The following is a 25,574-nucleotide window of genomic DNA, read 5'->3' on the forward strand; positions in this document are numbered from 1 at the left end:
CTCGGGAGCCTGATAGAACAGGTAATTTGTGAAGAAGTTCGATCATTATCCCGTTGCTGTTTGTAACACCTGCGGATTGGCGTGGAAAAATACGTGTTCGCGCACCGGCCCGACGGCAACCTCGCCGATCTCCTGATAACCCTGCCTTTTATAGAATTCCAGGTAGCGGGGGTTGCCGGTGTCGAGCACCACCCCTTGCGAGGTTTCATCGACCGCGCACCAGTTGTGCACCGCAGTGAGCAACTGTTCGCCGTAGTGTTTGCCTTGAAACTGCGGGTGAACGCCGAGCAACGGCAGCATGTGCACCGAGTCACCCGGCACGCATGCAGCAACGGCATCGTGGTATTCCAGATAACGCCGGGTGCAGCGAAAACCGGTGCTGAGTACCATGCGCAAGCGCCATGCCCAGCTTTCGGTAACGCCCAGGCGCCGTTGCGGCGGTGCGATCAGGGCGATGCCGATCAAGCGATCGTTGACCAACAGGCCGATCGCCGGCAGGTCCTGAAGAAAATGCTGTTTGACCAGCTCGCGCACCGTGGCGCGTACGCGTTGTTCATAGCCGGGACGTTCGGCTTCGAACAGGTAGCCGAAGGTCGGCTCGTGGCGATAGGCCTGATACAGCAACGAGCGGGCTTCGCGCGAATAGCCGCGGTCGAGCATATGGATGTCGGCAACGGCGGTCTGGGTTTCAGGCATTGCAGTGATTCTCCCCGGGGCGCGCTCGGAGGCTGGCGCGCTTGTTGGTACGAACCTTGGGCGGATGTGGTGGTTCCCCTGACAGGTATAGACCAAGTCGGGATCTTCATCGATCTCGCCGGCCTCTTCGCGAGCAGGCTCGCTCCCACAGAGGCGCTGCATAGGGCATCACAAATCCCACAGGCCAAAATGATTTGTCCCACACTGGCCCATCTCCCCCATGTCAGCTAGCATCGCCCTTTTGCCAGGACTGCCGACCATGAAGATTGTTTCCTTCAACATCAACGGACTGCGTGCCCGTCCGCATCAGCTGGCAGCGCTGATCGAAAAACATCAGCCCGACGTGATCGGCCTGCAGGAAACCAAGGTCCACGACGACCAGTTCCCCCACGATGACATCCGCGCCCTCGGCTATCACGTGCATTTCCATGGCCAGAAGGGTCATTACGGTGTCGCCCTGCTCTCGCGCAACGAGCCGATCGCCATCCATAAAGGCTTTGCCACCGATGAAGAAGACGCGCAACGGCGCTTTATCTGGGGCACTTTCGCCGATGCCAACGGCGTGCCGGTGACGATCATGAACGGCTATTTCCCACAAGGTGAAAGCCGTGACCATCCAACCAAATTCCCCGCCAAGGAGCGTTTCTACAGCGATCTGCAAGCGCTGCTGGAAAGCCAGTTCCACAACGAACAGCCACTGGTGGTGATGGGCGATGTGAACATTTCCCCGGAAGACTGCGACATCGGCATCGGCCCGGACAACATGAAGCGCTGGCTGAAAACCGGCAAATGCAGCTTCCTGCCGGAAGAACGCGAGTGGATGGCGCGCCTGAAAAACTGGGGCCTGACCGACAGCTACCGTCACCTCAATCCCGACGTGAGCGACATGTTCAGCTGGTTCGACTACCGCAGCCGTGGCTTTGAAGATGAGCCCAAACGCGGCCTGCGCATCGATGTAATTCTGGCGTCCCATGGCCTGCTGCCACGGGTCAAGGATGCCGGCGTGGACTACGAACTGCGCGGCATGGAAAAGCCATCGGACCATGCGCCGATCTGGCTTGAGCTGGCCTGATCCAGACTGAGGGAATTTTCATTGTGGGAGCGAGCCTGCTCGCGAATGCGGTGGATCAGCGACAAATTTTTCGACTGACACGGCGCCTTCGCGAGCAGGCTCGCTCCCACAGGTAATCCCCTGTCATATTTCGGTCACGCGCCTGACTTAATCTCCCCGGCAATCCCCTTGGCTTGATTCGGTGCCGGCATGACCCTGCGTGTTCTCTGCGTTTTCCTGTTGAGTGGCTGGCTGTCGATCTACGCCGCCGCCCTGCCGATCCCCGAAAACGGCCCGGCTTTACGCATTCAGGGTTCCAACACCATCGGTGCCGATCTGGGTCCGGCGCTGGTCGAAGGTCTTTTGCAGCAACAAGGCCTGCTGAAAATCCACCGCGAACCCCCGGACACCGCCAACGAACAACGCATCGTCGGCCAGACCGCACAAGGGCAACGCGTGATCATCGAAGTTGCCGCTCACGGTTCCAGCACCGGTTTCGCTGCGTTGAAAAACGCCAGCGCCGATCTGGCCGCCTCTTCCCGTGAGATCAAGGACAGCGAACTGCTTGCCCTGCAAACCCTCGGCGATCTGAAAAGTCCGGCGGCCGAGCAAGTCATTGCCATCGACGGCCTGGCGATCATCCTCAACCCGGCCAACCCGCTTGAGCAGTTGAACACCGAGCAACTGGCGCGGATTTTTGCCGGCGAAGTGAAAACCTGGGAAGAACTCGGTGGCCGTGGCGGCGCCATTCATTTATATGCGCGGGATGATCAGTCGGGAACATACGACACCTTCAAGGAACTGGTCCTGAGCCGGCGTGGGAAAAGTCTGAGCAGCGCGGCGAAACGTTTCGAATCCAGCGAGCAATTGTCCGACGCCGTCAGCGCCGATCCGCAAGGTATCGGCTTCATCGGCTTGCCTTACGTGCGTCAGGCCAAAGCCGTGGCGATTGCCGACGGCGCGTCGCAAGCGATGCTGCCGCTGAACAGCCTGATCGCCACCGAAGACTATCCGCTGTCGCGGCGCCTGTTCTTTTATCTGCCGCCTGACACACAGAATCAGTGGGCGCAGGCGTTGGCCAGCTTTGCCCAGAGCCCAGAGGGTCAGGCGATCGTCGCGGCCAGCGGTTTTGTCAGCCAGACCGTACAAGCCATGAGCGTGGCGCCGAATGCGCTGATGCCCGAGGGTTACCAATCCCTCAGCCGGCATGCCCAGCGTCTGACAGTGAATTTCCGTTTTGCCGAGGGCAGCGCCAGTCTGGACAACAAGGCGCGGCAGGATCTGGCGCGGGTGCTCGACTATATAAAGCGCCATGGCAAGACCGAACGGGCGGTGACGCTGGTGGGGTTTGGTGATTTGAAGGATGACCCGGCGCGGGCCGATCTGCTGTCGAAGCTGCGAGCGATGGCGGTGCGGCGCGAGCTGGTCAAAAACGGTGTGGTCATGCGCGAAGTCCGTGGCTTTGGTGCGCTGATGCCGGTGGCGACCAACAGTGCGGATGAAGGGCGGATCAAGAATCGGCGGGTTGAGGTTTGGGTGTATTGATCCTGATGTCGATGTGCTGAGTGTACAGGCCCTTTCGCGAGCAGGCTCGCTCCCACATTGGATCTGTGGCGTGCACAAATCTTGTGGGAGCGAGCCTGCTCGCGAATGAGGCGACGCGGTGTTACTGGCCGCTACGCATCATCTCCTTCGGCACATACTTGCCGATCTCGAACTTGCCGATCGCCGCGCGGTGCACTTCGTCCGGGCCGTCGGCCAGACGCAGGGTGCGCTGCATCGCATACATGTAGGCCAGCGGGAAATCGTTCGACACCCCTGCCCCGCCATGCATCTGGATCGCCCGGTCGATCACCCGCAAGGCCACGTTCGGCGCAACCACTTTGATCTGCGCGATCTCGCTCTTCGCCACTTTGTTGCCGACGGTATCCATCATGTACGCCGCTTTCAACGTCAGCAGACGCGCCATGTCGATCTCCATCCGCGAGTCGGCGATCTTGTCGATGTTGCCACCCAGACGGGCCAGCGGTTTGCCGAATGCGGTGCGGCTCACCGAGCGTTTGCACATCAGTTCCAGCGCACGCTCGGCCATGCCGATCGAACGCATGCAGTGGTGAATGCGGCCTGGGCCAAGGCGACCCTGAGCGATTTCGAAGCCGCGTCCTTCACCGAGCAGGACGTTTTCGTACGGCACGCGAACGTTGTCGAACAGCACTTCGGCGTGACCGTGCGGTGCGTCGTCGTAGCCGAACACCGGCAGCGGACGGACGATTTTCACCCCGGGGGTGTCGACCGGCACGAGAATCATCGAGTGCTGGGCGTGACGCGGCGCGTCGGGGTTGCTCAGGCCCATGAAAATCAGGATCTTGCAGCGCGGATCGCAGGCGCCGGAAGTCCACCATTTCTTGCCGTTGATCACCCACTGATCGCCATCACGCACAGCACGGGCGGCCATGTTGGTCGCGTCGGAAGATGCCACGTCGGGCTCGGTCATGGCGAACGCCGAACGGATCTCGCCGCGCAGCAGCGGCTCGAGCCAGCGCTGTTTCTGCTCTTCGTTGGCGTAGCGCACCAATACTTCCATGTTGCCGGTGTCCGGCGCCGAGCAGTTGAACGGCTCCGGCCCCAGCAGGGAACGGCCCATGATTTCCGCCAATGGCGCATATTCGAGGTTGCTCAGGCCGGCGCCCAGCTCGGACTCAGGCAGAAACAAATTCCACAGACCCTCAGCCTTGGCCTTGGCCTTGAGCTCTTCCATGATCGCAGTCGGCTGCCAGCGATCGCCCTCGGCGACCTGGCGTTCGAACACCGCTTCGGCCGGGTAAACGTAAGTGTCCATGAACGCGGTCACGCGCTCACGCAGTTCTTGCACCTTGGGCGAATAAGCGAAATCCATGGGTAGTTACCTTCTCGGGCAGAGGTTGTTCAAGTCATGCAATCGATGCTAGAACAGCGCTGATCATTTACCTAGCCTATTCTCGGCGTGTATAAACATTCATCACCAATATATGATCCGCTGATCGTCAGCCCCAAAACACTTGCACTTAATAACAAGAGAAGCCGCGTTATGAATCTGAGCAAGGTCGACCTGAACCTTTTCATCGTCTTCGACGCGATCTACACCGAAGCCAACCTGACCCGCGCCGGGCAGATTGTCGGTATCACCCAGCCGGCGGTGTCCAACGCCCTGGCGCGGTTGCGCGAAACCTTCAACGACCCGCTCTTCGTGCGTACTGCCCAAGGCATGGTGCCCACGCCGATGGCGCAAAACATCATCGGCCCGGTGCGCAACGCCCTGTCGCTGCTGCGCGTGTCGGTGCAGGAAAGCCGCATCTTCAACCCGGCGCAGGCGGCCAAGACTTATCGCATCAGCATGACCGATTTGACGGAGGCAATCATTCTGCCGCCCCTGTTCCAGCGCCTGCGCCGCCTGGCGCCGACGGTGATCATCGAAAGCTTTCTGTCCAAACGCCGGGAAACCACCAAGGAACTGGCCGCCGGGCGTTTGGATTTCGCTGTGGATGCGCCGCTCAACACCGACCCGCAGGTGCGCCACGTCAAGCTGATGGATGACCGTTACGTCTGCGCCATGCGCAAGGGCCATCCGATGGCGGGCAAGGAAAAGCTCAGTCTCGATGACTATTTGTCGCTGACTCACATCCATATTTCCAGCCGCCGCAGTGGGCTGGGCTATGTCGATCTGGCGCTGGGCAAAATGGGCATCCAGCGCAAGATCGCCCTGCGCTCGCAGCACTATCTGATGGCCTCGCAAGTGATGCAGCAGACCGACATGGTCATGACCGTGCCGGAACGCTTCGCCCGCCGCCATGATCTGCAATCGTTCAATTTGCCGGTGAATGATGTGCCCTCGGTGGAAACGCACCTGTATTGGCATGAGAGCACCGACCAGGACCCGGCCAACCGCTGGATGCGCGAGCAGATGATCGAGTTGTGCCAACAGGTGACGGCGCAGGAGAAGAAGCTGGAGAAGGTGTAGGGCTTTTTTACCGCGTTATCGTTCTTCGCGAGCAGGCTCGCTCCCACAATGAATTGCATTTCATCTGAAGGAACGCGGTCGAATGTGGGAGCGAGCCTGCTCGCGAAGAGGCCTGTACGGACACCCCAAAACCATCCCGCTTGACGTAAACGTAAACCACCGATTAGCTTAGCGCCATGCCCCTTTTCCGAGCGCTTTCATGAGCAGTCAGACCTACAGCATTTCCGACCTCGCCCGCGAGCTGGACATCACCACCCGGGCGATCCGCTTTTATGAAGAGCAAGGCCTGCTCAGCCCCGAGCGTCGTGGCCAGGAACGTATCTATTCGCCGCGCGACAAGGTCACTCTGAAGCTGATCCTGCGCGGCAAGCGCATCGGTTTTTCCCTGGCCGAATGCCGCGAGCTGATCGAACTCTATGATCCGTCCGGCGGTAACACCAAACAGCTCAACAGCATGCTGGCAAAAATCAGCGAACGCCGCGAACAGCTCGAACAGCAGTTGCTGGATATCGAACAGATGAAACTCGAGCTGGACACTGCTGAAGAGCGCTGCGTGCAGGCATTGGAGCAGACGCTCAAGAGCCAGCAGGCGGTCTAGCCAACACTGGCGCCCCTGTGGGAGCGAGCCTGCTCGCGAATGCATTCTGTCATCCAACATTAACGGTGACTGATCCACCGCTTTCGCGAGCAGGCTCGCTCCCACAGGGTTCTTCGTGAACTAAAAAAACAGGCAGGTCCCACCCATGTCCCTCCCCTCCCAAGTACGCCTGATCGAAGTCGGCCCGCGCGATGGCCTGCAGAACGAAGCCCAACCGATCAGCGTCGCTGACAAGGTGCAACTGGTCGATGCCCTGAGTGCCGCCGGGCTCGGCTACATCGAAGTCGGCAGTTTCGTTTCGCCCAAATGGGTGCCGCAGATGGCCGGCTCCGCCGAGGTGTTCGCGCAAATTCAGCGCAAGCCCGGCGTGACCTACGGCGCGCTGGCGCCGAACCTGCGCGGCTTTGAAGACGCGCTCGCCGCCGGGGTCAAGGAAGTCGCGGTGTTCGCCGCCGCCTCCGAGGCGTTCTCGCAGCGCAACATCAATTGCTCGATCAACGAAAGCCTGGCGCGGTTTGCGCCGATCATGGAGGCCGCCAAACAACACGGCGTTACCGTGCGCGGTTACGTTTCCTGTGTGCTGGGCTGCCCGTATGAAGGCACGGTCGCGCCGGAGCAAGTGGCGATGGTCGCGCGCGAACTGTACGCGATGGGCTGCTATGAAGTGTCGCTGGGCGACACCATCGGCACCGGCACGGCGGGCGCGACCCGGCGCCTGTTCGAGGTGGTCTCGGCGCAGGTGCCACGGGACAGACTCGCCGGGCATTTCCACGACACCTATGGCCAGGCCATGGCCAACATCTACGCCAGCCTGCTCGAAGGCATTGCAGTGTTCGACAGCTCTATCGCCGGCCTCGGCGGCTGCCCGTACGCCAAAGGCGCGAGCGGTAACGTTGCCACCGAAGACGTGGTGTACCTGCTCAATGGCCTGGGCATCGAGACCGGTATCGATCTGAACGCCTTGATTGCCGCGGGCCAGCAGATCAGTGCAGTGCTCGGCCGCCCGAGCGGTTCGCGAGTGGCCAAGGCACGCAGCGCGCAGTGAGGTGTTACCGCTGGATCAGTGAAGTGGGCAAAAGCGAGTAACACGGAAACAAATTGTCTGGCTTTGCCCTGGGGTGAAAAAGCCCGAAAAACTTAAATCACTGATTTATAAGACTTTTTAAAAGTTGGCACGACACCTGCTATCTCTATGGCATAACAAGAATAAAAAGCCGCAAACCAATAAAAACAAGACGAAACGACTCTGACATAACAAGAACAACACGGCAGAGACGCAGCTAACAGATTTTTTTGGAGAAGGTGTGCTTTTCAGGGTGCTCTCAGGAGTGACCCGCAACCGGGCAGAGAACAATAAAACTACCTTCAGGTAGCTCCCGAATCGGTTGGATCGTTAAACGAGAAAGCAGATCAGCGCTCAAAAAAATACGTTTGCTCTTGACCCCGGATGGGGGTCGCCAAAAAGCTGTACAGGGCCACGGTTGCCAAAAACAACAACAGACCGACCCTCAATAATAAAAAGAGCACGCAACGACAAATTAAAGGGGAGCTTCGGCTCCCCTTTGTGCTTTCTGCAATTCGTCTCTCTATCACTGCATCCCTGTGGGAGCGAGCCTGCTCGCGAAAACGGTGTGCCAGACACATTTGCGCTGAATGACACACCGCATTCGCGAGCAGGCTCGCTCCCACAGAAATTTTGTGATTATCCCTCGATTGTTTTCAGCTCCTCGATACTGATCTCACGCATCCTGAATTTCTGGATCTTGCCCGTCACCGTCATCGGAAACGCGTCGACGAATTTGAAGTAACGCGGTGTCTTGAAATGGGCGATGCGCTCCTTGCACCAGGCTTGCAGCTCCAGCTCCGAGGCGCTGTGGCCGGGTGGAATTTGATCCAGGCGACGATTTCCTCACCGTAGCGCGAGCACGGAATACCGATCACCTGCACGTCCGCCACCGCCGGATGGGTGAAGAAGAATTCCTCCAGCTCACGCGGATAAACGTTCTCCCCGCCACGAATGATCATGTCCTTGTTACGCCCGGCGATGTTGACGTAACCCTCCTCGTTCATGCTCGCCAGGTCGCCGGTGTGCATCCACCCCGCCTCATCGATGGCTTCGGCGGTGGCCTGCGGGTTGTTCCAGTAGCCGAGCATCACGCTGTAACCGCGCGTGCACAATTCGCCAATGGTGCCGCGCGGCACAAGGTTGCCGGCGGTGTCGATGATCTTGCTTTCCAGTTGCGGCTGGGTGCGGCCGACCGTGGTGACACGCAACTCCAGCTCATCCGCTGGACCGGTCTGCAGCGACACCGGACTGGTTTCGGTCATGCCGTAGGCGATCTGCACTTCGCTCATGTGCATTTCGTTGATGACCCGGCGCATGACCTCAATCGGACAGGTCGCGCCGGCCATGATCCCGGTGCGCAGGCTCGACAGGTCGAAGGTCTGCCGCTGCGGCTGATCGAGCATGGCGATAAACATGGTCGGCACACCGTACAGCGCCGTGGCTTTTTCTTCGGCCACCGCTTGCAGGGTCAGCGCCGGATCGAAAGCGTCATTGGGGTAAATCATCGTGCTGGCGTGGGTGACGCAACCGAGGTTGCCCATGACCATGCCGAAGCAGTGATACAGCGGCACCGGAATCACCAGACGATCGGCAGTCGTCAGGCCGAGGCTTTCGCCGACCATGTAGCCGTTGTTGAGAATGTTGTAGTGACTGAGGGTCGCGCCCTTGGGGAAACCGGTGGTGCCGGAGGTGTACTGGATGTTCACCGGTTGATCGAAATGCAGACTGGCGCTGCGTTCGCGCAATTGATCGGGCGAGACGCTGACGGCCAGATCGCTGAGCTGCGACCACGGCAGAAAACCCGGCGGCGGATTGGCATCGAGGCTGATCACCCCGCGCAGCTCCGGCAGGCGTTCGCTGCGCAGCTGACCGATGGCGTGCTCGGCCAATTCTGGCGCCAGGCCCTGGAGCATTTCATGGTAATTCGAGGTCTTGAACGCTCCGGCACAGACCAGCCACTGGCAGCCGGATTGCTTGAGCACGTACTCGAGTTCGGAGCTGCGGTAGGCAGGATTGATGTTGACCAGGATCACGCCGATCTTCGCCGTGGCGAACTGGGTGATGCACCACTGCGCGCAATTCGGCGCCCAGATGCCGAGGCGATCACCGGTCTGCAAGCCCAGTGCGAGCAAGGCCCTGGCCTGCTCATCCACCGCGTCGGCCAGTTGCCGCCAGGAGTAACGCAACTGTTGATGGCGCACCACCAAAGCCTCGCCGTCCGGGTATTGCGCGACAGTCTGATCGAAGCGCTGACCGATGGTCATCGCCAGCAGGGCTTTGTCCTGAGAGCCACGGGTGTAGCTGCGCTGCGGGTTTGCACTGGGTAGATCCATGACGACCCCTATTGTCTTTATTAGTGGGTTTTCCCGGTTTTGAATCCCTGTGGGAGCGAGCCTGCTCGCGAATACGCTGCGTCATTCAGCCTTGAGGGCGACTGATACAGCGCTTTCGCGAGCAGGCTCGCTCCCACCAGAAACAAACCGATATCTGATCCTGAACTGTCCTTACTCTCGCCCAAGTTGACGCTTACGTAAAGCCGATTGACAGTCGAACTCCGGAAGCTTTACGTTAACGTAAAGCTGAACGCCGATTCGTCGTGCGCTCCACCCGATAAAAAAGCCAAAAGGTGCCTCATGAGCTATCCATCCCTGAATTTCGCCCTCGGTGAAACCATCGACATGCTGCGCGATCAGGTGCAGTCCTTCGTCGCCGATCAGATCGCCCCGCGCGCCGCGCAGATCGACCACGACAACCTGTTCCCCGCCGACATGTGGCGCAAATTCGGTGACATGGGCCTGCTCGGCATCACCGTGCCGGAGGAGTACGGCGGCGCAGGTCTGGGTTACCTCGCGCATGTGGTGGCGATGGAAGAAATCAGCCGTGGCTCGGCGTCGGTGGCGTTGTCCTATGGCGCGCACTCCAACCTTTGCGTCAACCAGATCAACCGCAACGGCAACCACGAACAGAAAACCAAATACCTGCCGAAGCTGATCAGCGGCGAGCACGTCGGCGCCCTGGCGATGAGCGAGCCCAACGCCGGTTCCGACGTGGTCTCGATGAAGCTGCGCGCCGACAAACGCGGCGATCGCTTCGTACTCAACGGCAGCAAAACCTGGATCACCAACGGCCCTGACGCCAATACGTACGTGATCTACGCCAAGACCGATCTGGAAAAAGGCCCGCACGGCATTACTGCGTTCATCGTCGAGCGTGACTGGAAAGGCTTCAGCCGCAGCAACAAGTTCGACAAGCTTGGCATGCGTGGCTCCAACACCTGCGAGTTGTTTTTCGATGACGTCGAAGTACCGGAGGAAAACATTCTCGGCGTGCTCAACGGTGGCGTGAAAGTGCTGATGAGCGGCCTCGATTACGAACGCGTAGTGCTCTCCGGCGGCCCGACCGGGATCATGCAGTCGTGCATGGACCTGATCGTGCCGTACATCCATGACCGCAAGCAGTTCGGCCAGAGCATCGGCGAATTCCAGCTGATCCAGGGCAAAGTCGCCGACATGTACACCCAGCTCAACGCCAGTCGCGCCTACCTCTACGCGGTGGCCCAGGCGTGCGAGCGCGGCGAAACCACCCGTAAGGACGCTGCCGGGGTGATCCTCTACACCGCCGAACGCGCCACGCAAATGGCCCTCGACGCGATCCAGATTCTCGGCGGCAATGGCTATATCAACGAATTCCCCGCCGGCCGCCTGCTGCGCGACGCCAAGCTCTACGAAATCGGCGCAGGCACCAGCGAAATCCGCCGCATGCTGATCGGCCGCGAATTGTTCAACGAGACGAAATGAATTTCGTCAGCTGCAAGCCGCAAGCTGCAAGAGAACCACGCTCTTGCCCCAACTTGCAGCTTGCCGCTTGTAGCTAGAAGCTGCTTACGGAGTAAGCCCAATGATTCTGCACACTCAGCTCAACCCGCGCTCGGCGGAGTTCGCCGCCAACAGTGCGGCGATGCTCAAACAGGTCGACGCGCTGCACACCTTGCTCGCTCAAGTCGCGCAGGGTGGCGGTGTCAAAGCTCAGGAACGCCACACCTCGCGGGGTAAATTGCTGCCGCGCGAGCGCATCAATCGCTTGCTCGATCCGGGCTCGCCGTTTCTCGAAATCAGCCAACTGGCCGCCCATGCGGTTTACGGCGAAGACGTGCCGGCTGCCGGGGTGATCGCCGGGATCGGTCGCATTGAAGGCGTCGAGTGCATGATCGTCGCCAACGATGCGACGGTGAAAGGTGGCTCGTATTACCCGCTCACCGTGAAAAAACACCTGCGCGCGCAGACCATCGCCCAGCAGAATCGCCTGCCGTGCATTTATCTGGTGGATTCCGGTGGCGCCAACCTGCCGCGTCAGGACGAAGTGTTTCCGGATCGCGAGCACTTCGGGCGGATCTTTTTCAATCAGGCCAACATGAGCGCCATGGGCATCCCGCAGATCGCCGTGGTCATGGGCTCGTGCACCGCTGGCGGCGCGTATGTGCCGGCGATGGCGGACGAGGCGATCATGGTGCGCAACCAGGCGACGATTTTCCTCGCCGGCCCGCCGCTGGTGAAAGCCGCGACCGGCGAAGTGGTCAGTGCCGAAGATCTGGGCGGCGCCGATGTGCATTGCAAGACGTCTGGTGTGGCCGACCATTACGCCGAGAACGACGAACACGCCCTCGCCCTCGCCCGCCGCAGCGTCGCCAACCTCAACTGGCGCAAGCTCGGCGAGGTGCAGCAACGCACGCCGATCGCGCCGCTGTACGCCAGCGACGAGTTGTACGGCGTGGTTCCGGCTGACGCCAAGCAGCCATTCGATGTGCGCGAAGTGATTGCGCGGCTGGTCGACGGCTCGGTGTTCGATGAATTCAAAGCGCTGTTCGGCACCACGCTGGTCTGCGGTTTCGCGCACTTGCACGGCTACCCGATCGCGATTCTGGCAAACAACGGCATCCTCTTCGCCGAAGCCGCGCAGAAAGGCGCGCACTTCATCGAACTGGCCTGCCAGCGCGGCATCCCGCTGCTGTTTCTGCAGAACATCACCGGTTTCATGGTCGGCCAGAAATACGAGGCCGGCGGCATCGCCAAACACGGCGCGAAACTGGTGACCGCAGTGGCCTGCGCCAAGGTGCCGAAATTCACCGTGATCATCGGCGGCAGCTTCGGTGCCGGCAACTACGGCATGTGCGGGCGCGCTTACGATCCGCGTTTCTTGTGGATGTGGCCGAACGCGCGGATTGGCGTGATGGGCGCCGAACAGGCCGCAGGCGTCCTGGTGCAGGTCAAACGCGAACAGGCCGAACGCAGCGGTCAGGCGTTTACCGCTGAGCAGGAGACCGAGATCAAGCAGCCGATTCTTGATCAGTACGAAGAACAGGGTCACCCCTATTATTCCAGCGCAAGGCTGTGGGACGACGGCGTCATCGACCCGGCGCAGACCCGCGATGTATTGGCCCTGGCCCTGTCCGCGTCGCTGAACGCGCCAATCGAACCGAGCCGCTTCGGCGTGTTCCGGATGTGATGTTTTTTTGTGGGAGCGAGCCTGCTCGCGAATGCGCTCTGTCAGGCAGCGGATAGATCGACTGATACCCCGCTTTCGCGAGCAGGCTCGCTCCCACAAGAACCGTGGAGACGGATGAATATGAGCGACTTCAATACCCTCGAACTGCAAAACGACCCACGCGGTTTCGCGACGCTGTGGCTAAATCGCGCGGAGAAAAACAACGCGTTCAACGCCGAGATGATCCGCGAACTGATCCTCGCCCTCGACAAGGTCGCCAGCGATTCGAACCTGCGTTTCCTGCTGCTGCGCGGGCGTGGCAAGCATTTCAGTGCCGGTGCCGACCTGGCCTGGATGCAGCAATCGGCGGAACTCGATTACCACACCAATCTTGACGATGCCCGCGAACTGGCCGAGCTGATGTACAACCTCGCCAAGCTGAAAATCCCCACTCTGGCTGTGGTTCAGGGCGCGGCGTTTGGTGGCGCGCTGGGCTTGATCAGTTGCTGTGACATGGCGATCGGCGCCGATGACGCGCAGTTCTGCCTGTCGGAAGTGCGCATCGGCCTGGCGCCAGCGGTGATCAGCCCGTTCGTGGTGCAGGCGATCGGTGAGCGTGCGGCGCGGCGCTATGCGCTGACGGCCGAGCGCTTCAACGGGCAGCGAGCGCGGGAGATCGGCTTGCTCGCCGAAAGCTATCCTGCGGCTGAACTGGAGCATCAGGTCGAACAGTGGATCGACAACCTGCTGCTCAACAGCCCCGCGGCCATGCGCGCCAGCAAGGACTTGCTGCGCGAAGTCGGCAACGGCGCGCTGACCCCGGCCCTGCGCCGCTACACGGAAAATGCCATCGCGCGGATTCGCGTCAGCCCTGAAGGCCAGGAAGGCTTGCGCGCCTTCCTGCAAAAACGCCCACCGAACTGGCAAGCCGCACCCACCAAGGAGTCGCGTTGATGAGCGCACCTGTGATTACCACTGTGCTGGTGGCCAACCGTGGCGAAATCGCCTGCCGGGTCATGCGCACCGCCAAGGCCTTGGGCCTGACTACCGTCGCTGTGCACAGCGCCACCGACCGCGATGCGCGCCACAGCCGTGAAGCCGATATCCGCGTCGATCTGGGCGGCAGCAAGGCTGCCGAGAGTTATCTGCAAATCGATAAATTGATCGCCGCCGCCAAGGCCAGCGGTGCCCAGGCGATTCATCCCGGCTACGGTTTTCTCTCGGAAAACGCTGGATTCGCCCGCGCCATCGAAGCCGCCGGGCTGATCTTCCTCGGCCCGCCCGCCTCGGCCATCGACGCGATGGGCAGCAAATCCGCCGCCAAAGCGTTGATGGAAAAGGCCGGTGTGCCTTTGGTGCCGGGCTATCACGGCGAGGCGCAGGACCTCGAAACCTTCCGCGAAGCCTGCGAACGCATCGGTTATCCGGTGCTGCTCAAGGCTACGGCCGGCGGCGGTGGTAAAGGCATGAAAGTCGTCGAGGATGTCAGCCAACTGGCTGAAGCCCTCGCCTCGGCGCAGCGCGAAGCGCAATCGTCGTTTGGCGACTCGCGGATGCTGGTGGAAAAGTATTTGCTCAAGCCACGTCACGTGGAGATTCAGGTGTTCGCCGATCAGCACGGCAACTGCCTGTATCTCAACGAGCGCGACTGCTCGATCCAGCGTCGTCACCAGAAAGTCGTCGAAGAAGCCCCGGCGCCGGGCCTGACGCCCGAGCTACGCCGGGCAATGGGCGAAGCGGCCGTGCGTTCAGCGCAGGCGATCGGTTATGTCGGCGCCGGCACCGTGGAGTTTTTGCTGGATGCGCGCGGCGAGTTTTTCTTCATGGAGATGAACACGCGGCTGCAGGTCGAGCACCCGGTGACCGAAGCAATCACCGGGCTTGATCTGGTCGCCTGGCAGATTCGCGTCGCCCGTGGGGAAACGCTGCCGACCACTCAGGCGCAGGTGCCGCTCAATGGTCATGCGATCGAAGTGCGTTTGTATGCCGAGGATCCGGCGAATGATTTCCTGCCGGCCACCGGGCGGCTGGACTTGTATCGCGAATCGGCACAGGGCGCGGGGCGGCGGGTGGACAGCGGCGTTGAGGAAGGTGACGAGATATCGCCCTTCTACGACCCGATGCTCGGCAAGCTGATTGCTTGGGGTGAAGATCGCGAACAGGCGCGCTTGCGTCTGTTGAGCATGCTCGACGAGTTTGCGATTGGCGGGCTGAAGACCAACATCAATTTCCTGCGCCGGATCATCGCGCATCCGGCGTTTGCGGCGGCAGAGCTGGATACCGGGTTCATTCCGCGCTATCAGGAGCAATTGCTGCCAGCACCAGGCACGTTGAGCGATGAGTTCTGGCAGGCGGCGGCGCAGGCGTTTGCGCAGAGTCTGCCGCAGCGTGCGCGGGCGGATGATCCCGCCTCGCCCTGGTCTTGCGGTAGTGGTTTGCGCGCAGGTTTGCCGGCGCAAATCACCTTGCATTTGAGTTGCGAGGGACAGGATCGCGCGCTGACTTTGGGCTCTGCGGCCTCTGCGACACTGCTGGGCGAAGCGCTGGTCGTCGAGCATGACGGCGTGCGCCGCACATTGCGGGCGATTCGTCAGGCTGGCGCGTTGTATCTGGAATGGGACGGCGAGTTGCGGCGCATCGAAGCGTTCGATCCGATCAGCGCCGTCGAGGCCAGCCACAGCCATCAGGGCGGTCTGACCGCGCCAATGAACGGCAGCATCGTACGCGTGCTGGTCGAAACGGGACAGTCGGTTGAGGCCGGGGCGCAACTGGTGGTGCTTGAAGCCATGAAGATGGAACACAGCATCCGTGCGCCGAAGGCCGGTGTGATCAAAGCGCTGTATTGCCAGGAAGGCGATATGGTCAGCGAAGGCAGCGCTTTGGTTGAACTGGAAGAGGGATGAAATAAAAGGGTCGATCCTGGCCTTGCGCGAGGATCGATCCGTTCAGTAACGCGCCGTTGCCTGAACCACCACGCCGATGATCCGGCATTCATCGGTGAGCAGGGTTTTCGGCCAGGTTGGATTGAGCGGCACCAGGTAACGCTGGCCGGCCTGTTCGTCGAGTTTGCGGAAAATCGCCTCTTCGCTGTCCGGCCACTGGGCGATCACCAGTTTGCCAGGCACTGCCTCCAACTCCGGATCGACCAGAATCAGCATGCCCTCGGCAACGCTCTGGCCGCTCGGCGCGGTCATCGAATCCCCCGTCACCGTCAGCCAGAACGCCGCACCGCCGCGAGCGTGGTAATCCGTCAGTTCGAAGCGCTGCTTCGCTGATGCTCCGGGATAGCTCGCCGCAGTGTCACGCACTTCGCACGGTGCACGCCAATCGCAGACCGGATAACGGAAGTACGGGTTGTACTTCTGCGCCAGCGGCATCTCGTCTTCCGGCGTCGGCTGCGGTTCGCGGATCACCAGAACGACTTCAAGGAAGTCCATTCCCAGCGCCTTGAGCACGCGGTTCATTTCGGTAACACCGGGTTCGCGACGCTTGTTCAGCCAATGACCGATCCCGCCCTGGGACATGCCGACGCGCTCTCCGAGCTCTGTTTGAGTGACTTTGAGTTCACTCATCTTGGCCTTGACCAACTCAATCCATTTATCCATGTGCCGCACCTTACGCGGACGTCTTCGACCGGCAAAACACATATTGTAGTATTTAAATCCTAGTCACAAATACAGGCGGTACTATCCTAGAGGAACGGACTTTCAATCGAACATGGAGTGACGTTTCATGATGAACATCAGCAGCAAAGACCTGCCCGATCTGCAAATCGACACCAGCTTCACCTCCCCTCAAGGCAATGCCGCCGCACAGCGCGCGCTGGACTATTACTTGAAACCGACTGTTTCGAAATCCGAGACGGACGAACGTTTTTTCAATGTCAAAGGCCATCTCAGCGGCGAGGAAGCACTGGTGCACGCCTCGGACTTGTTGCGATGTGCAGCCGCCACCGCGTTCAAGGCCGCAGAAAACCTGCAAGGCACCAGTCGCGATCTGGCCTTTTCGGTGGTGCACATGGTGGATATGGCGCGGGCGATGGTCGACCATTCGATCGACAACGACGAAGTCACGGCGGACAAGGTACGGGCGGACAGGAAAGAATTTTCCCATCGCGCAGATAAAAACATTTGACTTGCAAATGATAATGATTATTATTGCAAGCAGCTGGTCGCGAGATCAGTCGATGGACCAGAGACCTTAGGTCGGTCTTCTGGACTATCTCCTCATCAGGCTAATCACGGTTTTTGACCCGGCTTTTTGCCGGGTCTTTTTTTGCCCGTTTTTCGGGCTTGTGTCTTCAGGCTAATGAAGTCTTTGGGTGCTGCAAATTCGATGGCGCGGATAATATCAAAAGAATATTGATTGGCAAGCCGAGCCCAGCCACATTGGGCGAAACTAATGGCAATCAGCACTTGAGAATCAATCGCATAGCCTCTAAGCTGCTGGCGCGTCACGGAAGACGCCCCCCGCTACACCCGCGATTCCCCTCGGTTTCAGCCCTGCCTGCGTGTAAAGTACCGGTCATAAAAATCCTGATCAGGAACCGACCATGACCGTGGCCAAATCTTCGTTCGACATCAGCGCCAATTTCGACAGCGGCAATATCCAAGTCATCGATATCAGCAACCCGCTCAGTCCCGTCCTGGCCATCCGCCCGGACACCCGCAGCGCTCATTTTCAGTGGTTCCACTTCAAGGCCAGCGGCCTGCATGTGCACCAGGAACACTGGTTTCGCCTGGTCAACGCCAGCCAATCGACCTACAGCAAAGGCTGGCCGGGCTATCAAGCGGTGGCGTCGTATGATCACGTCAACTGGTTCCGCATCCCCACCAGCTTCGAAGGCGACAGCCTGCGCTTCTGCCTCGAAGCCGAACAGACCCACGCCTGGTTCGCCTACTTCGAACCCTACAGCCGCGGCCGCCACGACTGGTTGATCGAGCAAGCGCTAAGCAAGGCTGGCACCGAATTGCTGGCGACCGGCAAAAGTGTCGAGGGCCGCGACATTCAGCTGCTGCGCAAAGGCACCGGTGCCGAAGGCCAGCGCAAAATCTGGATCATCGCCCAGCAGCATCCGGGCGAGCACATGGCTGAATGGTTCATGGAAGGTGTGATCGAGCGTCTGGAGCGCCAGGATGATCCGGTATTGAACAAACTGCTGGCCAGCGCCGATCTGTATCTGGTGCCGAACATGAACCCGGACGGCGCGTTCCACGGCCACCTGCGCACCAACGCCATGGGGCAGGACTTGAACCGGGCCTGGCAGAACGCCAGCCAGGACATCAGCCCGGAAGTGCTATTCGTTCAGCAGCAGATGCAAAAGTATGGCGTCGATGCGTTTATCGACGTACACGGCGACGAAACCATACCTCACGTTTTCACCGCCGGCTGTGAAGGCAATCCTGGTTTTACGCCGCGCATCGAAAAGCTTGAAGAGCATTTCCGCAGCCACTTGAAGGACACCACCAAAGACTTCCAGACCACCTATGGCTACACCCGCGACGAACCGGGACAGGCCAACATGACCCTGGCCTGCAACAGCGTCGGACAGAAATACGACTGCCTGTCGCTGACCCTGGAGATGCCGTTCAAGGACCACGACGACCACCCGGACAAGATCACCGGCTGGTCGGGCAAACGTTCCAAGCAACTGGGTAAAGACGTGTTGACCACCCTCGCCGACATGGTCGACACCCTGCGCTGATCCCCTTCCCTGCAACAACAAAAGATCGCAGCCGGCCTGCGATCTTTTGCGTTATAGGGTCAGCCGCGATCGCGCCCGCGCAACATGCTGTCGAGCACTTCGTCACGACGCACCCAGCCATGGAACAGCGCCGCCGCCAGGTGCAGCAGCACTGTCAGAAACAGCAGATACGCCAAATAGCCATGGGACTTGCGCAGCAACGCAAACAGTTGCGCGTCGGCCGGCACAATTGGCGGCAGATGCAGCGACGCCGAGAGCATCACCGGCTCGCCCGAGGCACTGATCATCGCCCAGCCGAGCAACGGCAACACCAGCATCAACGCATACAACAAGACGTGGGAAGCCTTGGCTGCCAGCACCTGCCAGCCCGGCAGATCATCCGGCAGCGGCGGTTGGCGGGTGGTGAAGCGCACCAGCAGGCGCACGATCACCAGCGCCAGAATCGCGATGCCCAGCGGCTTGTGCAGATGAATCAGCCATTCATGGCGAGACGACACCGAAGTGACCATGCCCGCGCCGATAAACAGCATGGCGATGATCATCAGCGCCATCAGCCAGTGCAGCAGGCGCGCCAGCAAAACGAAATGCGTCGGTTGCTTGTTCATGGACGAGCCTCCTGTTTGGCGGCGGGCAACTGGCTGACTTCGCTGGTGCGACGCAGGTAGGAATCGGCATAGCCGGCAGAACGCGCGGCCAGCAGTGGATCTTCCGAGCCTTGAATCCCGGCCGGCAGCACCAGCGGGTCGTAGTTGATGTCACGGCACTCGCCACTGAGTTGCGGCTGGGTCTTCTCCAGCACCAGGGTTCCGGCGTTCAGCACTTTGCGATCTGCGGGCCAGGTCTTGCTGGCATCGTTCACCGGGTCACCGGCGTTGGCCAGGGTGATGTTCAACTGAAAGCGCAAGGGTGCGGCGGCCAGGCGTTGCACCAGATCCTTCTCGAGAAAGTCCGCGCCTTCAGGAGCCGTGGCACCCGCCGCGTCCTGCGCCAGCGGCGTCATGCTCCAGCGTACGGCCTGTTTTTTACCGTTGCCATCGACCAGATAGAACGCATTGATGCTGTTATAGGTTTCGGTGGCGTAGCTGGCCGAAGGCTTGGCGGTCTTCACCCACGTCAGAAACGGCACGGCTTCCGGATGTGCGGCAAAAAACGCCGGCACCTTCGTCGGGTCTGGCTTGCCGGTGGCTGGATCCGGCGACTGCGCCTGCTGCAATTGGTAGAACGCTTCGGGCGTGCCCACCGGAAACACCGGCATGCTGTTCATCCCGGTGCGCCATTGCTGACCGTTCGCCTGGGTGAAGCGCAGCGCCAGGCTGCGGATCGGTACGGCGCTGTCCGGCGCGTAGGGATTGCCGGCCGGCAAGGCGAAACGCCCCACCACCGGTGTCTGTGGCAGGTTGAACACCTGTGCCGTGGAGAACGCGCGCGCCTCGCCGCTGCTTTCGAAATGGCCGATCACGCAGACACCCTTGGCGTGATTGCGACGAAAGCCGGGATGCACGCCGTTGTTCTTTTCCAGCACATCGACCAACGCTTTTGGCGTCAATCGTTGTGGGTCAAGATTGCCATGCACGTAGGCAAACGCCCCGGCCACGGCAGCGACAATCACGGCAATGCCGCCCAGACGTAAAACCAGGCTCGCGGCGCTCAGTGGCTCGCGCGGCGGCCTGCCGGGCGGTGCAGCGTTTGGGGACGAGCGATCAACCATGAATATCTCCAGGCCATCGGCCACAAGTGGAAAGAGTCAGCAAGACGCACCCCGTCCGGGTTTATTCCACGGCGCGGTATTTATTTTTGCGCACGGGGAATAACCTGCGCTGACGGGCGTCTTCCTAGTCCACAGCGTAGCGACCAGCAGACATTCATGAGCGAATTCGACGAACAGTTGAGAGAAATCATTCCCAGATTGCGCCGCTTCGCCGTGTCGTTGACGCGCAACAGCAGCAGCGCTGACGATCTGGTCCAGGCCAGCCTCGAGCGGGCACTCTCGGCGTGGGGCGAAAAACGCGCTGACGGCGACGTGCGCGCCTGGCTGTTCGCGATCCTCTATCGGCAATTTCTCGATGCGCACCGTCGTTCGCGGCGCTATGCGCGGATGCTGGAATTTTTCACCGGTCGCGACGATGCCGAGCCGTCTGTGGAACGCACGGTGATTGCCCAGTCGACCCTGCAAGCCTTCGAACGCCTGCCCACCGAACAGCGCGCTTTGCTGCTGATGGTCTCGGTGGAAGGCCTGTCCTATAAAGAGGTCGCCGAGATCCTCGGCGCCCCGATCGGCACCGTGATGTCGCGCCTGTCCCGCGCCCGCCAGGCCTTGCGCCAACTCAGCGACGGCGAAATCAGCAGCCCTTCCTTGCGGATACTCAAATGATCAGCCTGCCTCCCAGCGAACGTGATTTGCACGCCTATGTCGACCACCAGCTCAGCGACGCCGATCGGCGCGTGCTCGAGACCTGGCTGGCCAGTCACCCTGAAGAAGCGGCACAGGTGCGCGCCTGGCAACGCGACGCCCAGCAGCTGCGCGCAGCGCTGAGTGGCGCGTTGCAGCAACCGGCCAATCCGGCGCTTGACCCGATGATGATTCGCCAGCGCCGCCGCCAGCAGTCCCGTCGGCACCTGGCCAGCGCGGCGGTGCTGCTGATTGCCGTGAGCATTGGTGGTTTCAGTGGCTGGCAGGCACGGGAAATGACCTTGGCGCGCCCTGCGCAATTGCCGATGACTGACGCGTTGCAAGCCTATCGCCTGATCGCCCAGCAAGGCGTACTGCCCGCCGATTACAAGGTCGACAGCGACGGCGACATGCAGCGTTGGCTCGACCGCTACTTCAGTGGTGCCGGACGCTTGCCGGACTTGAAAGCTGCCGGATTCGAGCCAGTCAGCGGGCGTTTGCTCAGCACCGATGAAGGCGCGGCAGCGATGGTGATGTATGAGGATCGCAGCGGTCACAAGGTCAGTTTCTACCTGCGTCCACCGGGGCCGAAAAACACCCTGCTGCCGCGCGGTTCGCGCAGCGATGGCGATCTGCAGGCCGATTACTGGTCAGGGCCGGGCTACAACTATGCGGTGGTCAGCCCGACCGACTCGCCGGCAGCAGAGTTGCTCAAGCAATCGCCACCGTTCTGAAATCCGCCTCTGGTAGGAGCTGATGAGTGCAACGAGGCTGCGATCTGTTGGCGGCAACCAAGATCAAAAGATCGCAGCCTCGTTGCACTCGTCAGCTCCTACAGGGGACCGTGCACATATTTCATGGAGCCGACGCCTGAGCTCTGGTTACACTTGGGCCACCGCGCTCCCGGTGGAGCCCGCCCAATCAAACAGGAGCCTTTCCCGCGTGCCCGCCCGAACGCCGAAACGATCACGACTGAGCCAACGCTGGCCGTTGTTGCGCCGCCTGTTCGGCAAAAGCCTGCCCGTCAGCGCCGGGCACGATGCTCATGCCGCGACCATCCGCGATTATTTCCGCGACAAAGCCAAAAGCCAGGGCTACACCCTTAGCCGCAGTCAGCAGCACGTCATCGACTGCATGGCGCAGCAGGCCAGCGTACTGCTGGGCGACAGCGGCCACACACCGCCGAGTCTGTACCTGTACGGAGCCGTCGGGCGCGGCAAGAGCTGGTTGCTCGACGGTTTTTTCCAGGCACTGCCGATCCCGCGCAAACGTCGCCTGCACTTCCATCAGTTTTTTGCCCGGCTGCACGACGGCATGTTCCGTCACCGCCTGCAGGAAGACGCGCTGGAAATCACCCTGGATGAGTTGCTGGAAGATTGCCAGGTGCTGTGTTTCGACGAATTTCATGTGCACGACATCGGCGACGCGATGCTGATCACGCGTTTGTTCAAGGCCCTGTTCAAACGGCGGATCATGCTGCTGGTGACCTCCAACTATGCACCCGAGGGCCTGCTGCCCAACCCGCTGTATCACGCACGCTTCAAACCGGTGATCGAGCTGATCAACACGCGCATGCAGGTGATGGAAGTCGGCGGCGACCACGACTACCGCACGCTCAACCGCCAGCATTCGCATCAAGTGTTTACCCAAGGACATTACGTCTGGCCGGCTACAACAGCCCAGCGCCAGGCCCTGGACCTGCCACCAGCCGACGCGCCTGCCCTTGCCCTCGAGGTTGGCAAGCGCCAGCTTCAGGCCCGTTTTTGCCAAGGCCGGCGAGTCGCGTTCACCTTCAACGACCTGTGTGAACAGCCAACGGCAGTGATGGATTATCTGCAACTGTGCCAGCGTTTCGACCAGTGGATCATCGATGACCTGCCGCCGCTCGGCGAGTGTCCGATCGCCGTGCAACAGCGCTTCATCAATCTGATCGACGTGCTCTACGATCAGGACAAGCACCTGACCCTGCTCGGCCAACTGCCGCTAGGCCAGAGCCTGGAAGGTCACGCCATTGACCTGGCGCGCACGCGCAGCCGGTTGGGTCAGTTGCAGGAAATTCACGAACCCAACTGACACCCTACCCTGTGAGAGCGAGCCCTGTGGGAGCGAGCCTGCTCGCGAAAGCGGTATGTCAGTCAGAGTTCATTTAACTGATACAGCGCTTTCGCGAGCAGGCTCGCTCCCACAAGGTCCCGGGACAACTCAAAATCCGTTCAGCATCCGCTTTACCGCTATCATGTCGCCCATTCCCGCGCCCCCGCGTCGCTCCACCGATCAATAGCGAAACCAGACATGCACACCCTTGCTCAACTGCGCGCCGGCGAGCTGTCAGGCATTACCCGCCTCGACCTGTCCTGCGGGCTGACCGAATTCCCCCGCGAAATTTTCCAACTGGCCGACACGCTGGAAGTGCTCAACCTCAGCGGCAACGCGCTGAGCAGCCTGCCCGATGACCTGCATCGCCTGACCCGCCTGCGCGTGCTGTTCTGCTCCGACAACCAGTTCACCGAGCTGCCGGCCTGCCTCGGCCAGTGCACCGCGCTGACCATGGTCGGCTTCAAGGCCAACCGCATCGTCAATGTCCCTGGTGACGCTCTGCCGCCGCAGCTGCGCTGGCTGATCCTCACCGATAACCGCATCGAGAACCTGCCGAAAGAACTGGGTGAACGCCGCGCTTTGCAGAAGCTCATGCTCGCCGGCAATCGCCTGCAATCGCTGCCAGACTCCCTGCGTCACTGCCATCGGCTGGAATTGCTGCGCATCGCCGCCAACCAGCTCAACGAGCTGCCGCAATGGCTGCTGACCTTGCCGAGCCTGACCTGGCTGGCCTATGCCGGCAATCCGCTGGAAACCGAAGCCGATGCCGCTGCCCTTGAGGCCACGCCGCTGATCGACTGGTCGGCGCTACGTCTGGAGCAGCAACTGGGCGAAGGCGCTTCCGGGGTGATTTCCCGGGCAGTCTGGCAGCGTGACGATGGCACGGCGCAGGCGGTTGCGGTGAAGCTGTACAAAGGCGAGATGACCAGCGACGGCTCGCCGTTGCATGAGATGAACGCCTGCACCACCGCCGGTTTGCACCCCAACCTGATCCGCGTCGAGGGCCGCATCAGCGGCCACCCCGATCAACAGCAGGGGCTGGTGATGCAACTGATTGATCCGAGCTTCGGCAATCTCGCCGGCTTGCCGAGCCTGGCCTCGTGCTCGCGGGATGTTTATGCCGAGGACTGCCGGTTCACGGCGGAGGTTGCCCTGCGCGTCGCCAAAGGCATCGCGTCAGCGGCCGAGCACCTGCACCACCAAGGCATTACCCACGGCGATCTGTATGGCCACAACATTCTGTTGAACGATCAGGGCGATTGTCTGCTGGGGGATTTCGGCGCGGCGTCGTTTCATGCCACCCGCGATGACGTGCAGACGCGCGCATTGCAGCGCCTGGAAGTCCGTGCGTTCGGTGTGTTGTTGGGGGAGTTGCTGGAGCGTGTCGACTCAGGATTGAGTACGGAGCGGCGCGCGCACCTGGAGGCGCTGGAACGACGTTGCTGTCAGGCGGATGTGCTGGGGCGGCCGGGGTTCAGTGAAGTCATCGAGATGCTGGAGAATCTGTGACCGCTGCGCGGTCATTCGCGAGCAGGCTGGCTCCCACATTGGAATGCATTGCAAATGTGGGAGCCAGCCTGCTCGAGAAGAGGTCATTACTGGCGCGACGGATCAGCCAGCCAGACCAACAAACATGTCCTGCACGTCATCATGGTTGTCGAGGCCTTCGAGGAACGCCTCGACTTCAGCCATCTGCTCGTCGCTCAAGCCGCTGACCGGATTCTTCGGCTGGTAGCCGAGTTTCGCCGACAATACGGTGAAACCTTGTTCCGGCAGGGCTTTCTGCACAGCGTCGAGGTCGGTCGGGTCGGTGAGGAACAGCGTCGCGCCCTCTTCGCCCGGCTCGAAATCCTGGGCACCGGCTTCGATCGCAGCCATTTCCGGATCGGCTTCCGGGCTGTCCGGCGCGGCTTCGATCATGCCGACGTGGTTGAACATCCACGCCACCGAACCCGAAGCGCCCAACTGGCCCTTGCGGAACGCCACACGAATTTCCGCGACGGTGCGGTTGATGTTGTCGGTGACGCATTCGACGATCAACGGCACCTGATGCGGCGCGAAGCCTTCGTAGGTCACGCGATGGTATTGCACGGTTTCACCCAGCAGACCGGCGCCTTTCTTGATCGCGCGATCGAGGGTTTCTTTTGGCATCGAGGCTTTTTTCGCCTGTTCGACCACCAGACGCAGGTGTGCGTTGGTGGCGGTATCGGCACCGTTGCGCGCAGCAATGGTGATTTCCTTCACCAGTTTGCCGAAGATCTTCCCTTTGGCGTTGGCTGCCGCTTCTTTGTGTTTAACCTTCCACTGTGCGCCCATTACTCACTCTCTTGATCTGTGGCGCCGAGACATCTATTGGCCGACGCGTGGCGGCAAGTTTATACGGCCTAAAGTCGGCAATCGACCAAAAAAATAGCCGACGGAATCGACATCTTCACCAAAGCATGTAGGGGGATTCTGAAAAGCGCCTTTGACATGACCATTCAGCCCGACGGTTT

22 protein-coding genes and 1 pseudogene are annotated in these 25,574 nt (G+C 60.8%); 15 read left to right on the forward strand and 8 right to left on the reverse strand.

The genetic code is table 11. From position 1 onward, the window contains the following. Window positions 1-45: 45 nt before the first annotated feature. Entirely contained in the window at window positions 46-696 is a 651-nt protein-coding gene (locus tag AB4O45_RS03305; RefSeq protein WP_041477100.1) for a GNAT family N-acetyltransferase, read from the reverse strand. Window positions 697-955: 259 nt separating this feature from the next. On the opposite strand from AB4O45_RS03305, the gene xthA reads away from it, so the two are divergent. After that, complete coding sequence (xthA, locus tag AB4O45_RS03310; RefSeq protein ID WP_095182083.1) at window positions 956-1,768, forward strand: exodeoxyribonuclease III; 813 nt, start codon at window positions 956-958, stop codon at window positions 1,766-1,768. A gap of 189 nt (window positions 1,769-1,957) precedes the next feature. Continuing rightward, window positions 1,958-3,292, forward strand: coding sequence for a substrate-binding domain-containing protein (locus AB4O45_RS03315; RefSeq protein WP_252867877.1), 1,335 nt, complete (start codon window positions 1,958-1,960; stop codon window positions 3,290-3,292). Window positions 3,293-3,413: 121 nt separating this feature from the next. Here AB4O45_RS03315 and AB4O45_RS03320 read toward each other — a convergent pair whose 3' ends face one another. Beyond that, window positions 3,414-4,643 carry an acyl-CoA dehydrogenase gene (locus tag AB4O45_RS03320; protein WP_024013435.1) on the reverse strand — a complete coding sequence of 410 codons (1,230 nt, stop codon included), beginning with the start codon at window positions 4,641-4,643 and terminating at the stop codon, window positions 3,414-3,416. 171 nt (window positions 4,644-4,814) lie between these two features. Between AB4O45_RS03320 and AB4O45_RS03325 the strand changes: the two genes are divergently transcribed. From AB4O45_RS03325 to AB4O45_RS03335, 3 genes are all read left to right on the forward strand, one after another. Beyond that, window positions 4,815-5,744, forward strand: a complete 930-nt coding sequence (locus AB4O45_RS03325; protein ID WP_056788837.1) for a LysR family transcriptional regulator — start codon at window positions 4,815-4,817, stop codon at window positions 5,742-5,744. A gap of 199 nt (window positions 5,745-5,943) precedes the next feature. Further along, window positions 5,944-6,342 (forward strand): MerR family transcriptional regulator, encoded by a 399-nt coding sequence (locus AB4O45_RS03330; RefSeq protein ID WP_039763349.1) that lies wholly within the window; start codon window positions 5,944-5,946, stop codon window positions 6,340-6,342. A 145-nt stretch (window positions 6,343-6,487) separates the two neighbouring features. Then, window positions 6,488-7,387: a hydroxymethylglutaryl-CoA lyase gene (locus tag AB4O45_RS03335; protein ID WP_056788834.1), complete on the forward strand. Its 900-nt coding sequence runs from the start codon at window positions 6,488-6,490 to the stop codon at window positions 7,385-7,387. Window positions 7,388-8,044: 657 nt separating this feature from the next. Here AB4O45_RS03335 and AB4O45_RS03340 read toward each other — a convergent pair. After that, a pseudogene (locus AB4O45_RS03340) lies at window positions 8,045-9,741 on the reverse strand (AMP-binding protein). 300 nt (window positions 9,742-10,041) lie between these two features. Here AB4O45_RS03340 and AB4O45_RS03345 point away from each other — a divergent pair. From AB4O45_RS03345 to AB4O45_RS03360, 4 genes are all read left to right on the forward strand, one after another. After that, on the forward strand, window positions 10,042-11,205 hold the full coding sequence (locus AB4O45_RS03345; protein ID WP_024013438.1) for an isovaleryl-CoA dehydrogenase: 1,164 nt from the start codon (window positions 10,042-10,044) through the stop codon (window positions 11,203-11,205). Between the two features lie 100 nt (window positions 11,206-11,305). Continuing rightward, window positions 11,306-12,910: a carboxyl transferase domain-containing protein gene (locus AB4O45_RS03350; RefSeq protein ID WP_460161065.1), complete on the forward strand. Its 1,605-nt coding sequence runs from the start codon at window positions 11,306-11,308 to the stop codon at window positions 12,908-12,910. Window positions 12,911-13,030: 120 nt separating this feature from the next. Continuing rightward, entirely contained in the window at window positions 13,031-13,843 is an 813-nt protein-coding gene (locus AB4O45_RS03355) for a gamma-carboxygeranoyl-CoA hydratase (protein ID WP_375122390.1), read from the forward strand. Beyond that, window positions 13,843-15,792, forward strand: a complete 1,950-nt coding sequence (locus tag AB4O45_RS03360) for an acetyl/propionyl/methylcrotonyl-CoA carboxylase subunit alpha (protein WP_460161066.1) — start codon at window positions 13,843-13,845, stop codon at window positions 15,790-15,792. The genes AB4O45_RS03355 and AB4O45_RS03360 overlap by 1 nt, the downstream gene beginning before the upstream one ends. 42 nt (window positions 15,793-15,834) lie before the next feature. Here the strand turns inward: AB4O45_RS03360 and AB4O45_RS03365 are convergent, their stop codons facing one another. Beyond that, window positions 15,835-16,494 carry a LexA family protein gene (locus AB4O45_RS03365; RefSeq protein ID WP_071172928.1) on the reverse strand — a complete coding sequence of 220 codons (660 nt, stop codon included), beginning with the start codon at window positions 16,492-16,494 and terminating at the stop codon, window positions 15,835-15,837. Window positions 16,495-16,624: 130 nt separating this feature from the next. Here AB4O45_RS03365 and AB4O45_RS03370 point away from each other — a divergent pair, with 130 nt between their 5' ends. After that, window positions 16,625-17,023: a DUF6124 family protein gene (locus AB4O45_RS03370; RefSeq protein WP_315436107.1), complete on the forward strand. Its 399-nt coding sequence runs from the start codon at window positions 16,625-16,627 to the stop codon at window positions 17,021-17,023. Between the two features lie 104 nt (window positions 17,024-17,127). On the opposite strand, the gene AB4O45_RS03375 is transcribed toward AB4O45_RS03370, so the two are convergent. After that, the gene (locus tag AB4O45_RS03375; protein WP_143979101.1) at window positions 17,128-17,346 is read right to left on the reverse strand and encodes a hypothetical protein; all 219 of its coding nucleotides are present in this window, start codon (window positions 17,344-17,346) and stop codon (window positions 17,128-17,130) included. Window positions 17,347-17,441: 95 nt separating this feature from the next. Between AB4O45_RS03375 and AB4O45_RS03380 the strand changes: the two genes are divergently transcribed. After that, on the forward strand, window positions 17,442-18,593 hold the full coding sequence (locus AB4O45_RS03380; protein WP_460161067.1) for a M14 family metallopeptidase: 1,152 nt from the start codon (window positions 17,442-17,444) through the stop codon (window positions 18,591-18,593). Window positions 18,594-18,652: 59 nt separating this feature from the next. Here AB4O45_RS03380 and AB4O45_RS03385 read toward each other — a convergent pair whose 3' ends face one another. Beyond that, window positions 18,653-19,198, reverse strand: a complete 546-nt coding sequence (locus AB4O45_RS03385) for a cytochrome b (protein ID WP_129999585.1) — start codon at window positions 19,196-19,198, stop codon at window positions 18,653-18,655. Continuing rightward, window positions 19,195-20,301 carry a catalase family peroxidase gene (locus AB4O45_RS03390; protein ID WP_252886443.1) on the reverse strand — a complete coding sequence of 369 codons (1,107 nt, stop codon included), beginning with the start codon at window positions 20,299-20,301 and terminating at the stop codon, window positions 19,195-19,197. Before AB4O45_RS03390 ends, AB4O45_RS03385 begins: the two co-directional genes overlap by 4 nt. Before the next feature lie 156 nt (window positions 20,302-20,457). Here AB4O45_RS03390 and AB4O45_RS03395 point away from each other — a divergent pair, with 156 nt between their 5' ends. The 4 genes from AB4O45_RS03395 (at window position 20,458) to AB4O45_RS03410 (ending at window position 24,588) form a co-directional block, all read left to right on the forward strand. Then, window positions 20,458-20,964: an RNA polymerase sigma factor gene (locus AB4O45_RS03395; RefSeq protein WP_056788806.1), complete on the forward strand. Its 507-nt coding sequence runs from the start codon at window positions 20,458-20,460 to the stop codon at window positions 20,962-20,964. Next, window positions 20,961-21,716, forward strand: coding sequence for an anti-sigma factor family protein (locus AB4O45_RS03400; RefSeq protein ID WP_095182095.1), 756 nt, complete (start codon window positions 20,961-20,963; stop codon window positions 21,714-21,716). The genes AB4O45_RS03395 and AB4O45_RS03400 overlap by 4 nt, the downstream gene beginning before the upstream one ends. A gap of 208 nt (window positions 21,717-21,924) precedes the next feature. Next, complete coding sequence (gene zapE, locus AB4O45_RS03405) at window positions 21,925-23,055, forward strand: cell division protein ZapE (protein WP_460161068.1); 1,131 nt, start codon at window positions 21,925-21,927, stop codon at window positions 23,053-23,055. A 219-nt stretch (window positions 23,056-23,274) separates the two neighbouring features. After that, window positions 23,275-24,588 (forward strand): leucine-rich repeat-containing protein kinase family protein, encoded by a 1,314-nt coding sequence (locus tag AB4O45_RS03410; protein WP_460161069.1) that lies wholly within the window; start codon window positions 23,275-23,277, stop codon window positions 24,586-24,588. Between the two features lie 102 nt (window positions 24,589-24,690). Here the strand turns inward: AB4O45_RS03410 and AB4O45_RS03415 are convergent, their stop codons facing one another. After that, window positions 24,691-25,395 carry a YebC/PmpR family DNA-binding transcriptional regulator gene (locus AB4O45_RS03415; protein ID WP_252882301.1) on the reverse strand — a complete coding sequence of 235 codons (705 nt, stop codon included), beginning with the start codon at window positions 25,393-25,395 and terminating at the stop codon, window positions 24,691-24,693. Window positions 25,396-25,574 lie beyond the last annotated feature (179 nt).

This window comes from Pseudomonas sp. S2_B10 (assembly GCF_054668425.1).

Bases quoted from the DNA above. Each gene is read 5' to 3' on its own strand.
- AB4O45_RS03305 (WP_041477100.1), bottom strand. From the start codon at position 696: ATGCCTGAAACCCAGACCGCCGTTGCCGACATCCATATGCTCGACCGC.
- AB4O45_RS03380 (WP_460161067.1), top strand. From the start codon at position 17,442: ATGACCGTGGCCAAATCTTCGTTCGACATCAGCGCCAATTTCGACAGC.
- AB4O45_RS03360 (WP_460161066.1), top strand. From the start codon at position 13,843: ATGAGCGCACCTGTGATTACCACTGTGCTGGTGGCCAACCGTGGCGAA.
- AB4O45_RS03325 (WP_056788837.1), top strand. From the start codon at position 4,815: ATGAATCTGAGCAAGGTCGACCTGAACCTTTTCATCGTCTTCGACGCG.
- AB4O45_RS03330 (WP_039763349.1), top strand. From the start codon at position 5,944: ATGAGCAGTCAGACCTACAGCATTTCCGACCTCGCCCGCGAGCTGGAC.
- AB4O45_RS03400 (WP_095182095.1), top strand. From the start codon at position 20,961: ATGATCAGCCTGCCTCCCAGCGAACGTGATTTGCACGCCTATGTCGAC.
- AB4O45_RS03355 (WP_375122390.1), top strand. From the start codon at position 13,031: ATGAGCGACTTCAATACCCTCGAACTGCAAAACGACCCACGCGGTTTC.
- xthA (WP_095182083.1), top strand. From the start codon at position 956: ATGAAGATTGTTTCCTTCAACATCAACGGACTGCGTGCCCGTCCGCAT.
- AB4O45_RS03320 (WP_024013435.1), bottom strand. From the start codon at position 4,643: ATGGATTTCGCTTATTCGCCCAAGGTGCAAGAACTGCGTGAGCGCGTG.
- AB4O45_RS03315 (WP_252867877.1), top strand. From the start codon at position 1,958: ATGACCCTGCGTGTTCTCTGCGTTTTCCTGTTGAGTGGCTGGCTGTCG.
- AB4O45_RS03370 (WP_315436107.1), top strand. From the start codon at position 16,625: ATGAACATCAGCAGCAAAGACCTGCCCGATCTGCAAATCGACACCAGC.
- AB4O45_RS03350 (WP_460161065.1), top strand. From the start codon at position 11,306: ATGATTCTGCACACTCAGCTCAACCCGCGCTCGGCGGAGTTCGCCGCC.
- AB4O45_RS03390 (WP_252886443.1), bottom strand. From the start codon at position 20,301: ATGGTTGATCGCTCGTCCCCAAACGCTGCACCGCCCGGCAGGCCGCCG.
- AB4O45_RS03410 (WP_460161069.1), top strand. From the start codon at position 23,275: ATGCACACCCTTGCTCAACTGCGCGCCGGCGAGCTGTCAGGCATTACC.
- AB4O45_RS03415 (WP_252882301.1), bottom strand. From the start codon at position 25,395: ATGGGCGCACAGTGGAAGGTTAAACACAAAGAAGCGGCAGCCAACGCC.
- AB4O45_RS03365 (WP_071172928.1), bottom strand. From the start codon at position 16,494: ATGGATAAATGGATTGAGTTGGTCAAGGCCAAGATGAGTGAACTCAAA.
- AB4O45_RS03345 (WP_024013438.1), top strand. From the start codon at position 10,042: ATGAGCTATCCATCCCTGAATTTCGCCCTCGGTGAAACCATCGACATG.
- AB4O45_RS03385 (WP_129999585.1), bottom strand. From the start codon at position 19,198: ATGAACAAGCAACCGACGCATTTCGTTTTGCTGGCGCGCCTGCTGCAC.
- AB4O45_RS03335 (WP_056788834.1), top strand. From the start codon at position 6,488: ATGTCCCTCCCCTCCCAAGTACGCCTGATCGAAGTCGGCCCGCGCGAT.
- AB4O45_RS03395 (WP_056788806.1), top strand. From the start codon at position 20,458: ATGAGCGAATTCGACGAACAGTTGAGAGAAATCATTCCCAGATTGCGC.